The organism is Flavobacterium sp. (assembly GCF_004295795.1).
Classification (GTDB): Bacteria; Bacteroidota; Bacteroidia; order Flavobacteriales; family Flavobacteriaceae; genus Flavobacterium.
Window position 1 is genome coordinate 81681 of sequence record NZ_SEBR01000015.1, and the last position, 10435, is coordinate 92115.

The 10435-nt window shown below is 46.9% G+C and carries 11 protein-coding genes; 5 read left to right on the forward strand and 6 right to left on the reverse strand.

Annotated elements, in window-relative coordinates; all coding sequences use genetic code 11:
- Entirely contained in the window at positions 1-552 is a 552-nt protein-coding gene (locus EOO49_RS13400) for a ferritin-like domain-containing protein (RefSeq protein ID WP_290846507.1), read from the reverse strand.
- A 15-nt stretch (positions 553-567) separates the two neighbouring features.
- Positions 568-2718 carry a catalase gene (locus EOO49_RS13405; protein ID WP_290846509.1) on the reverse strand — a complete coding sequence of 717 codons (2151 nt, stop codon included), beginning with the start codon at positions 2716-2718 and terminating at the stop codon, positions 568-570.
- A 231-nt stretch (positions 2719-2949) separates the two neighbouring features.
- On the opposite strand from EOO49_RS13405, the gene EOO49_RS13410 reads away from it, so the two are divergent.
- The gene (locus EOO49_RS13410; protein WP_290846510.1) at positions 2950-3246 is read left to right on the forward strand and encodes a SemiSWEET family sugar transporter; all 297 of its coding nucleotides are present in this window, start codon (positions 2950-2952) and stop codon (positions 3244-3246) included.
- Positions 3247-3352: 106 nt separating this feature from the next.
- Complete coding sequence (locus EOO49_RS13415) at positions 3353-3604, forward strand: hypothetical protein (protein ID WP_290846511.1); 252 nt, start codon at positions 3353-3355, stop codon at positions 3602-3604.
- A 56-nt stretch (positions 3605-3660) separates the two neighbouring features.
- Here EOO49_RS13415 and EOO49_RS13420 read toward each other — a convergent pair whose 3' ends face one another.
- Complete coding sequence (locus EOO49_RS13420) at positions 3661-4671, reverse strand: leucine-rich repeat domain-containing protein (protein WP_290846513.1); 1011 nt, start codon at positions 4669-4671, stop codon at positions 3661-3663.
- Positions 4672-4839: 168 nt separating this feature from the next.
- Between EOO49_RS13420 and EOO49_RS13425 the strand changes: the two genes are divergently transcribed.
- The gene (locus tag EOO49_RS13425) at positions 4840-5577 is read left to right on the forward strand and encodes a transporter (RefSeq protein ID WP_290846514.1); all 738 of its coding nucleotides are present in this window, start codon (positions 4840-4842) and stop codon (positions 5575-5577) included.
- 4 nt (positions 5578-5581) lie between these two features.
- Here the strand turns inward: EOO49_RS13425 and EOO49_RS13430 are convergent, their stop codons facing one another.
- Both EOO49_RS13430 and EOO49_RS13435 read right to left on the reverse strand, forming a co-directional pair.
- Entirely contained in the window at positions 5582-6847 is a 1266-nt protein-coding gene (locus EOO49_RS13430) for a HAMP domain-containing sensor histidine kinase (protein ID WP_290846516.1), read from the reverse strand.
- Positions 6840-7517 carry a response regulator transcription factor gene (locus tag EOO49_RS13435; RefSeq protein WP_290846517.1) on the reverse strand — a complete coding sequence of 226 codons (678 nt, stop codon included), beginning with the start codon at positions 7515-7517 and terminating at the stop codon, positions 6840-6842. The genes EOO49_RS13430 and EOO49_RS13435 overlap by 8 nt, the downstream gene beginning before the upstream one ends.
- 184 nt (positions 7518-7701) lie before the next feature.
- Between EOO49_RS13435 and EOO49_RS13440 the strand changes: the two genes are divergently transcribed.
- Together EOO49_RS13440 and EOO49_RS13445 are read left to right on the forward strand one after the other, a co-directional pair.
- Positions 7702-8793 (forward strand): glycosyltransferase family 9 protein, encoded by a 1092-nt coding sequence (locus tag EOO49_RS13440; protein WP_290846519.1) that lies wholly within the window; start codon positions 7702-7704, stop codon positions 8791-8793.
- Positions 8794-8979: 186 nt separating this feature from the next.
- Positions 8980-10149 carry a T9SS type A sorting domain-containing protein gene (locus tag EOO49_RS13445; protein ID WP_290846521.1) on the forward strand — a complete coding sequence of 390 codons (1170 nt, stop codon included), beginning with the start codon at positions 8980-8982 and terminating at the stop codon, positions 10147-10149.
- Between the two features lie 12 nt (positions 10150-10161).
- Here the strand turns inward: EOO49_RS13445 and EOO49_RS13450 are convergent.
- Positions 10162-10435: hypothetical protein (locus tag EOO49_RS13450; RefSeq protein WP_290846523.1), on the reverse strand; the 274-nt coding region annotated here is incomplete at its 5' end.

A 10435-nucleotide genomic window follows, 5' to 3' on the forward strand; every position in this document is an offset into this window, starting at 1 on the left:
TTATTCTATTTCTTCCATCGCATCGGCGTTCACCGATCCCGTAGCTACGTCGCTCAGCAAAGTGTCGGCTTCTTTTTCTTCGGCCAACGTTTGCGTCAACAGCTCGGCAGCCTCGTTTTCACCCAATGTTTTGGCGAACGAGACCAAAGTTCCGTAGCTCGCGATCTCGTAATGCTCTACTTTTTGTGCAGCGGCGATTATTCCGGCGTCGCGAACCGGTCCTGGAACGGTTTCTTCGAGGATGTTTTCGCCTTCTTTTATCAGTCCGGTCATCGCTTCGCACTTTTTCCCTTCGGCTTCCTCGCCCAAGATGTCAAAAATGTCTTCGAGCCTTTCCACCTGATTCACCGTAACGGCCAAGTGATCGTCGATTGCCGAAGCCAAAGCGGGCGAAGTGGCGTTGTCGCGCATTTTCGGAAGTGCCGTGACCAGCGCGTTTTCGGCCCAATAAATATCTTTCAATCCGTCTACGAACAAAAGTCTCAAATCTGTTGCGGCGTCGTCTGCCGGTTGTACTACTTTTCCTTTTTCAGGATTATTTGTGTTTTCCATGATTGTGTTTATGAATTATTGCAGGGCTTCACGCGCCCAAATACGGTGCTGCGACATGGCAGCGATAAAATTTTCTACAAAAGACGCCAAGTCAGAATCGCCAAAGACCAAACCTTCGTCGTCGCTGTCAGCTTTTTGGGCGAATCGCGTTCCCGAAATCAGTTCGATTCCTTCCGATTCGGCTCCGATGACCTTGCAATGCTTGAAAGCTTCGTTCAAAAAATCGAGCACGTCGTCGTTTTCGGACAGCTCGTTCAAATCGAGTCCGCCGGGCACGTAAACCGCGTCGAACAAAACCGATGAAGCCGTCAGGAAAGTGAAGTCGACCGGCAACTGCCCGCCTTTGTCCGTATCAATGTAACCCAAGTGTGGCGCGATGATACAAGCTTTCGCACCTTCGACAAGCAATGCCGATTTCAGGGTTGCAACCTGTTCTTCGGACACGCCATCGGCACATAAAAACGCGACTTTTCTCGACTCGATAGTAGGTTCGATCGTTGCATTTTTAATCATGCTCAAAGCGTCGGACGTTCCCGCATCTTGTTGGCGCAAAGTCGGTTCGTGTTTGGTATGGTCGTCGTCGGCCGAAACGCCGTGATTCATTGGCATTTCCGGACTTGACGGAACTTCGAGGCCAAGACCAAAAGCGACATCAGAAGCCAGTTTTTCATCGACTTGCGACAAAAGCCCGAGCATTCTTACGCGAATTGCCGTGGTTTCGACTTTACCGAGTTCGAATCGCAAAGCGCGTACGATGTGCAGTTTTTCGACTTCCGTCTGGCTGTCCAAAAACATTTTCGCCTGGCTGAAATGGTCAGAGAAACTCTCGCTTCTCTCCCGGATTTTGTGGGCGTCGATGCGCTCGTTGAAACTCGAGAAACCACCTTCGGCAATTTTGGCTTGGTACGGACATCCGCCTCCGAGCGAATTTGGGTGATAACTCACGCGACCGATGTTGATTTCCTGGCGCATGTGGCCGTCGCGCTGGTTGTTGTGCATCGTACTGATGGTTCGGTTGATTGGGATTTCGTGGAAATTCGGGCTTCCGAGTCGCGACAACTGCGTGTCGGTGTATGAAAAAAGTCGGCCCTGCAAAAGCGGATCGTTCGAGAAATCGATTCCTGGCACGACATGTCCCGGGTGAAACGCGATCTGTTCGGTTTCGGCGAAAAAGTTGTCGGGATTGCGGTTCAGTACCATTTTTCCGATTATCGTTACCGGAACAAGTTCTTCGGGAACGAGTTTTGTCGGGTCGAGCAAATCGAATCCGAATTTGTGTTCATCGGCATCCGGAATCACTTGCACTCCGAATTCCCATTCCGGAAAATGTCCCATGTCAATGGCTTCCCACAAATCTTCGCGGTGAAAGTCCGGATTCTTGCCCGAAATTTTCTGGGCTTCGTCCCAAACCACTGCGTGCGTGCCCAATTTTGGTTTCCAGTGGAACTTGACGAAATGCGATTCGCCTTGTTCGTTTATCATCCTGAAAGTGTGTACGCCGAATCCTTCCATCATGCGGTAACTTCTGGGAATCGCGCGGTCTGACATCGTCCACATGATCATGTGCATCGATTCTGGCATAAGCGAAATAAAATCCCAAAACGTGTCGTGAGCCGAGGCTGCTTGTGGAATTTCGTTGTGAGGCTCTGGTTTAACGGCGTGAATCAAATCTGGAAACTTGGTCGCATCCTGAATGAAAAACACCGGAATGTTGTTTCCTACGAAATCGTAAATACCTTCTTCGGTGTAGAATTTGACCGAAAATCCTCTTACGTCGCGAGCCAAATCGGTTGAACCTCTTGATCCGGCAACGGTTGAGAATCTTGTGAATACGGGCGTTTTTTTTCCTACTTCGGACAAAAATCCGGCTTTGGTAAACTGCGGAATCGGATTTGTGACCTCGAAGTAGCCGTGAGCGCCCGAACCTCTTGCGTGTACGATCCTTTCCGGAATGCGCTCGTGATCAAAATGCGTGATTTTCTCACGAAGAATGAAATCTTCGAGCAAAGACGGTCCGCGCTCGCCCGCTTTGAGCGAATTGGTATCGTCGTTTATTTTGACGCCTTGGTCGGTCGTCATGAATTTGTTTGTGGCGTCAGACTTGTTTTGTCCCAAGTCTTGCTGCTTGGCTTCTTGTCCGCTTGACGGGTTTTGCTGATTCTTCATAATGTGCGTTTTATGGTGAATCAAATGGACGTTTATTCGAGCCAACGCGGTTACATAATTCGGGGCGAACGATATAGTATTGAAGAATTGACCGCCAAGATTATAAGTCGTACTTTTAAAAGGCTATGCAATTGTGTATCAAACCTTTTGCGCAATGTAACCAAGGGTAAGTTTCGAATTCTACTTTTGGTGAAAATTCTCCTCAATAAACTGCAAACCAAACCGAATAATATGTATGATTTTGTTTTTTGGATAGGAATCGCCGCGGCGCTTTTCATTACGGTGGCTAATGTTCCGCAGGTTGTGAAAATCGTCAAATCGGGCGATGTCAAATCGATTTCCGTGCTTACCTATTCGGCTTTGGTTTTGGGAAATGCGCTTTGGCTCGTTTATGGCGTTCTCAAACAAGACGTTCCGATTTTGGTCGCCAACGCAATTTCTACCTTATTATGTACTGCGATTTTGCTGCTCAAATTATTTCCCAAACTGATTGCAAGCGTTCAGGACAAAACGATGAAAAACAACTGATTTCGCATCTGGAAAATCATAACAATAGTACACCCGAATAACGCAATGCTGTAAGCTGACGCGAATGCAAAATGGTAGCTTCGTTGCTCACAAATAATTAAAAATCATGGATTTACAGAACCAAGACCAAAGCGAAGGAAAAGTTGCGAAAGTGATAGAAAAACAAACGGCCAAATTGCCGTCGGACGTATTTTTGTGGACTGCATTGGCGTCGATGGGCGTTTCGGCAGGACTAAAAATCGCAGGACACAAACACACGGCGTTGTTCGTCGGACAATGGGCGGCACCGTTTCTGCTTTTAGGCGTTTACAACAAACTCGTCAAGCTCGAAGGCCACGACAAGGAAGACAAAGGATAAAGATTCGCCTCACATTGTGGGGCTTTTTTTTGCTCAGATTTGATTTCCGACGCGAATTAAAGATACAAAGGAATCTTCGAAAAAACCGCTTTCAATCGCGTTTTGGTCGCTTCTGACAATTTGTTATTTTGGATGTGAAGATCGCCGATCGACTGCATTTCGTAAAACGAATCAGCGAAATTCTCAAGTTGGTTTTCGTTCATGTTCAAGCCGTAAAGTTTCTTGAGATTCGCGAAACTGTCGGGCAAAACCTTGATCTTGTTCTTTTCGAATCCGAGGTAAACCAAATTTTTGAGCGCGCCGAAATTCTCGGGCAAAACCTCAACCTGATTGTCCTCGAAATAAAGCCAAGTCAGTTTCGGCAATTTCGAAAGCGAGCTCGGAAGCGCTTTGAGCTTATTGTACGAAGTGTGCAAAGTCACGAGATTTTGGCAATCGGCGATACTTTCCGGCAAACTCGTGAGCTTGTTCGCATAGACTTCGAGCATGTGCAATTTCGTAAGATTTCCGATGGATTCGGGCAAAGTCGTAAGCAGATTATTGTTGCATCGGAAAACGACCAAACCTTTCAATTTACCAAAATCACTTGGCAATTCCGGGATCCTGTTGGCTTCGATCGACAAATGCGTAAGGCTTTTGAGTTCGAGAATCGCGTCCGGAAATTGCGTTAACTTATTCCACGAGAGTTGCAATTCCACAAGATTTTCAAGTTCGGAAAACCAAATAGGCAATTTATCGATTTTGTTGAAAGACAGATTCAGCGACTTCAGGTTCTTGAATTTCCGGAGAGATTCGGGAATTTTGGAAAGCGATTTCGACGAAAGATCGAGCCTAAAAACAGCATCGGGATTTTTCAAAGCCTTTTCCAGCGAATTGAATTCCTTGTACTTATATAGGTCTTTTGGCGCAATCGACATCGTTTGGGAATCGCCGTGAGCGAAAACGCCGCCATCGTCGAGAATCGCTATCTCGACATCTCTGTCACCTTTTTTCTGGCTTTGTACGAATTGGCATCCGAAAAGGAAAACCAAAAAAAACAAACTCAAAAGTCGCGCCGAAAACTGCATTTCCAAATCATTATCCCATTAAAAAAAAGCAAAAATTTTCTCATCCGATTCAGGAATTTCTGTTTTTCGCATCGGAAATCCTACCGCAAAATACTCGTTTTTGCGTGAAATCCTATAACATCCAATCGCGTCAATTACAGTAATTTCAGTCGACCTAAACCAATTGTCATGTTCGCGAATTTTAAATTTCCACCGATTTTGATCGTGCTGATTTTTGCTATCGTCCATCAAGCGAAATCCCAGGAAATCGATACGGACGGAACGTCTGAAACCGAAGCACCGCACACGATTACGGCAATGAAATTCCAAGCCGAAAGCGACATCGCGGTCGAACGCGAAAACGGCGAATTCACCGACTATTTTCCCGAATCACTTTTGCGTTTCGGGCTTTTCAAGAATCTCGAACTGCGGGCCGATATCGCTTTGGCCGGAACCGACACGACGTCTGCGGGATTCGACCCGATTCGGCTTGGCGCGAAATATCATTTGTTTGGCGGAAAAAATTGGTTGCCCGAAATTTCGGCAATGGCGATGGTGAAAATTCCGTGGTTGGCCGACGGTCGCTTCCACGAACGATATTACGAACCCGAACTGCGACTGTTGCTCAAGAACGAATTGACCGACAAACTCGATTTGGGCTATAACTTGGGAATGTTGTGGAATTCGGAAAATCGGCAACCGGAATATGTGTATACTATTTCTGGCGACGCCGAAGTGTCGAAAAAAGTCAAGTTTTATGCCGAGGAATATTGTTTTGCGCCCGTCAATCGGCACGCGATTCACACGGCTGATTTGGGAATCCTGTATTTGCTAACGCCAAACCTGCAACTCGACTTGGCCGGCGGAACGGCGCTGACTCACACTTCGGACTTTTTCCTCAGAGGCGGAATCGCTTTCCGGATTTGATCCGCTAAAAGACAATCCGAAAACAATGCATGCCATCGACGTAATCGTAAAACAAGCCCCAACCGCGACCGGCCGCGATTTTCTCGACGATCGCAAGTCCTAAACCGCTGCCGACCGAACCACTTCGGCCTTTGGCAAATCTTTCGAAAATAAGATCTGCGTCGAGTTTTTCGGGCAAACCGGAATTTGCGATCTGCAGGAAATTACTGTCGAGCGTCACCACGATGTTTCCGCCTTTTTGGTTGTGTCGAATCGCGTTGTTGAACAAATTGTTGAGCACGACTTCCATCATTTCCGGGTTGATTTCCATCTCGCGGTCGCCTCGGCATTCGATCCTGAAGGCGATTCCTGAACTTTCGGCCTGTTCCGAGAAAAAAATCGCGTGTTTCCTTACGGCTTCAGACAATTGGAGCGTTTCGGTCGGCAGTACCTGTTGGTCGAGTTTGGACAGCAAAAGCAGGTTTCTGTTGAGTTTTATGAGCCTTTCGGATGCTTCGAGCATGTTGCCAAGACGATCGGCCTGGCTTTCGGTCAAGTCTTCCGATTGCAGCAAATTGTCGACCTGGCCTTTGAAGATCGCGAGCGGCGTCTGCAATTCGTGGGCGGCGTTTTCGATGAATTCCGATTGGTTGGCGTAAATGATCAGGTTCTTGTGCACGAGTTTGTTGATCGCGGCGTTCAATCGCGTGAATTCCTCTATGCTGTTTCGGCCTAAAGCGGGAAAATTCTTCTTATCGATCTCGAAGCGTTCGATCGCGGCAAGCGTCTGATAAAAAGGTTGCCAAAGTCGAAGCGACAAATTGCGCGTCAGGATAAGTTGTCCGATAAGGATCAAACCCAGCACGACGACAAACAATCCGACAAGGCTCACGATCAAGTCTTCGCGCTCGATGATATTGCTTTTCACCGACAGCAAGTAATCTTTACCGTCGATAGAAACCCGCGTCTGCAACACGCGATACGGCTCGTTTTCCTTTTGGGCGATGTTGTAGAATTGCTGGTAAAAAAGCGTGTCTTTGCTGAAATTGGCGTCGATTTCGCTGATTTTTCGGTCGCTGTTGTAGCGGTTCCAATCGGCAATTTCCGCGTCCCGAAGTGACTTTCCGCTGTTCACGATAAAATCTTGTTTGAGGTGCAAAAGTTCGTCCTCGGCATCGTCCATGAGCAGCGCATCGGCTACAAAATAGAACAAAACCGAAGCCGCGGCCATGATCGCGCAAAAGTAAGCGAGGTAGTAAAACGAGGTTTTATGTAAGAGTTTCCTAGTCATTTTCCCATTTGTATCCGACGCCGTAAACAGTCGCGATCTTGTCCTTGAAACCGACTTCCAGCAATTTGCGCTTGAGGTTCTTGATGTGGCTGTACACGAAATCATAATTGGCGAGCATGTCGGCCATATCGCCTGACAAGTGTTCGGCAATCGCGCCTTTCGAGAGCACTTTGCCCGAATTTCCTACCAAATACAACAAAAGCACATACTCCATTTTGGTCAGATCGAGCGGATTTTCCTCGAACTTGACCGTTTTCGCCAACACGTTTATCGCCAGTCCGTCCATTTGGATGACATTGTTTCCGTCGAATTTCTTGCGTCTGATAAGCGCTTGGATTCTTACGGCAAGTTCGGCCAACGCGAACGGTTTCACGATGTAATCGTCAGCGCCGAGGTTGAATCCTTCGATTTTCGTCTCTAGCGAATCTTTGGCGGTGATGATGATGATGCCGTCGTTTTTTCCGCTTTCCCGCAGGTTTTGCAACAGCCGCAAACCGCTTCCGTCGGGCAAACCGATGTCAAGCACAATACATTCATAGTCGTATTCGGCAATCTTGGCTTGAGCCGACGCAAAAGTATTCGCCCACTCGCAAACGAAATCATTGCCTTGCAGATATTCGGCAATGCTCGCGGCCAAAAGGGTTTCGTCTTCTACAATCAGGATTTTCATCGGCTAAAGATAAGAAGTTCGGATTTCTTGTTTTTTGGATTTGCGGATTTTCAGATATCGGGATGAGATTTGAAAATTGGAATTTTACTCTATTGTTAATTTTTCGAGAATTTTTCGACCAGAGTGCGCTTCTCCAAAATTAATCCCAAATCGCATGCTTGTTTTACGACAAATCGCCCAAAATATGTCCAAAACAAAAAAGTTCCTCAAGAGAACCGACAGCTTTCGACGCGGCCTGACCAAAAGAATCGTGCGCGCGCTTGAACCTGCGAAATCGGATTCGTGTGAAAACCTCAACGCCGACAATGTTCGGAATGTGCTGGTTTGCCGTCCGAATCACAGGCTTGGCAACCAACTTTTGATCACGCCGTTGGTTCGCGAGATCGAGCAGGTTTTTCCAAACGCAAAGATCGATCTTTTCCTCAAGGGCAATCTCGGATTGGAACTTTTCAAGGAATATTCGGTTGTGGACAAAATGATTTTGCTTCCGAAGAAACACTTCAAGCAACTCGGACAGTATTTGTATACGTGGATAAAAATCAGGTCCGGGAAAAAGTACGATTTAGTCGTGAATGTCGATGAAGGCTCGTCTTCCGGCCGATTGGCGACACTCGTGGCACGCGGGAAAAATTCTTGTTCGGGCGATCTCGATTTCGTGGAATCGGGCAACGACAAATTCGACAAGTTCCACTTCGCCAAAAAACCGGTTTACACTTTCCGGGAATTTCTTGTCGAAAACGGCATCGACCGAAGCGACGAATCGGTTCCGAAAATGGATCTGAAATTGTCCGAAAAGGAAATCGAAATCGGAAAGGCGAAGTTGCGTGAACTCAACGGCAACGACAAACCGACCATCGGAATCTATACATTTGCGACGTCGAACAAATGTTATTCGCCCGAAGCTTGGACGGCATTTTACAACCAACTGGTTGACCAATACGGCACGAGTTTCAACATTGTCGAGATTCTTCCGATAGAAAATGTATCGCAGATCAACTTCAAAGCGACGAGTTTCTACGGAAAAGACTTGCGCGAATTGGCCGCGATCATGAACGCCATGCAGGTTTACATCAGCGGCGATTGCGGAATGATGCACTTGGCCAGCGCGACCGATGTTCCCGTTATCGGACTTTTCAAATTCCTCAACATCGACAAGTACAAACCTTACGGGAACGGCAGCGTCGGGATTTTTACGCCCGAATTCGACTCGGACAAAATCCTGCAAAGTCTCGACGTGATTTTGGGCAATTCGTGGATTGGAAGCCGAAGCGTTTAAGGACTTTCTGAACTTAAAAAACGCTTTTTAGGCCAAAGCCGACGTTTGTGAACCCGATTGCCACGTTTGTTCATTTGCATCAGAAAGCATTTTTCATCTGATTATTTTTGGATCCGAAAAGCCTCAAGTAGAAAAAATTAATCTTCTTTTTCCTACTTTCGCGCCCGCAATCTAAAATCATCATCAATGAAAAAAACTTTTACTCTTTTGCTGTCGGCGATTTGCCTGCAGTTGTTTTCCCAAACGTACACCATCACGGTTTACAACACTCAGAATTCGGGAATCGCCTCGAACAACATCCAGGATTTCAAGCTCAAGAACGGAACGATGTGGATCGTCACCAACGCCGGACTTACCAAAATGGTCGGGACGACTTTCACGAACTACAACAACGTTCCGGTTGGTTCTGATCCTTTGAACAAAGTGGCGATCGGCACGAACAACAATGTTTTCATGTCGACTTATGCCACGGGATTCATCAAGTACAACGGTTCGGCTTTTACGACTTATACGACGTCGAATTCCCAACTTCCTAACAACAGCATCAACGACATGGCCACTGACAGCGCCGGAAATCTCTGGCTCGCGTGTCCAAACGGACTTGTCAAATTCAACGGCACGACGTTCACGACTTACATGTCTGGAGCGCAAGTGAACAGTTTGGGTATCGATCAAAGCGACAATGTTTATTTCGCGATCAACGGAATGCTCCGCAAGATCAACGCGAACGGCGCTATTGCTGACGTTACTGATGGCGTGTACAAAATCCTGAGAGCCACGACCAGCGGTATCTATATTTCCACAGGCGACGGACTCGGTAAAATCGTGGGCAACCAATACGAATATTTGCATTGGATGGGCGGGAACAGCTGTCTTGCAGATTGCGGCCTGTCAACTGCAGATGTAGACAACACGGGCGATTTGTGGCTTGGTCTTATGCCGAATTGCGCGAATGGCGGCGTGCAGCGTTTCACCGATTGTATTACTTATTCTCCGCAGAATTCAGCGCTGCCAAATCCTCACATCACTTCGATCGACGCAACTTCATCTACCACAGTTTGGGCGGGAACGCAGGAAGGTGGTTTGGTGAAATTTTCTACGAATCTTGAAGCCGAAGATTTCGAGGCTAAGACTTTTTCGGTTTTCCCGAATCCTGCTAAGAATAGTTTCCAGATCGAGAATTCCCAGGATATCGTTTCTATCAGTTTTTATGACATTCGTGGGGTTGTTGTGAAGACGATTACTTCGGAGTTTGATAACAGCATTGATGTTTCTGGTTTGGGTAGTGGGATTTATTTGTTGCAGGCTGCTACTGCCGATGGTAAGTTTTTTGCTAAACGTTTTGTTAAGGAATAATTTTTAGTTTTTTTATATTGAGGTGCGAGTTGGTTTTTTCTGACTCGCATTTTTTTTTGTCCGATAAGATTGTTTATCGCTAATTTTTTCCTTGATAAATTTCCTGTGAGGCCGGAAATCTTGCCCACTCTCGAAGCGTAAATAAAAAAGCTGCGCTTTTTTGCTTCTTTCGGCAGCTGCGCTGCCGCAGGCTTTGATTTTGATTCGTCGCCTGCCAGCGGGGCTTACTTTTGCCTCGCCGCAAAAGTAACAAAAAGGCTCGCGGCACGACCGATTTTGGCGACCT

Bases quoted from the DNA above. Each gene is read 5' to 3' on its own strand.
- EOO49_RS13410 (WP_290846510.1), top strand. From the start codon at position 2,950: ATGTATGATTTTGTTTTTTGGATAGGAATCGCCGCGGCGCTTTTCATT.
- EOO49_RS13430 (WP_290846516.1), bottom strand. From the start codon at position 6,847: ATGACTAGGAAACTCTTACATAAAACCTCGTTTTACTACCTCGCTTAC.
- EOO49_RS13405 (WP_290846509.1), bottom strand. From the start codon at position 2,718: ATGAAGAATCAGCAAAACCCGTCAAGCGGACAAGAAGCCAAGCAGCAA.
- EOO49_RS13425 (WP_290846514.1), top strand. From the start codon at position 4,840: ATGTTCGCGAATTTTAAATTTCCACCGATTTTGATCGTGCTGATTTTT.
- EOO49_RS13435 (WP_290846517.1), bottom strand. From the start codon at position 7,517: ATGAAAATCCTGATTGTAGAAGACGAAACCCTTTTGGCCGCGAGCATT.
- EOO49_RS13445 (WP_290846521.1), top strand. From the start codon at position 8,980: ATGAAAAAAACTTTTACTCTTTTGCTGTCGGCGATTTGCCTGCAGTTG.
- EOO49_RS13415 (WP_290846511.1), top strand. From the start codon at position 3,353: ATGGATTTACAGAACCAAGACCAAAGCGAAGGAAAAGTTGCGAAAGTG.
- EOO49_RS13400 (WP_290846507.1), bottom strand. From the start codon at position 552: ATGGAAAACACAAATAATCCTGAAAAAGGAAAAGTAGTACAACCGGCA.
- EOO49_RS13420 (WP_290846513.1), bottom strand. From the start codon at position 4,671: ATGCAGTTTTCGGCGCGACTTTTGAGTTTGTTTTTTTTGGTTTTCCTT.
- EOO49_RS13440 (WP_290846519.1), top strand. From the start codon at position 7,702: ATGTCCAAAACAAAAAAGTTCCTCAAGAGAACCGACAGCTTTCGACGC.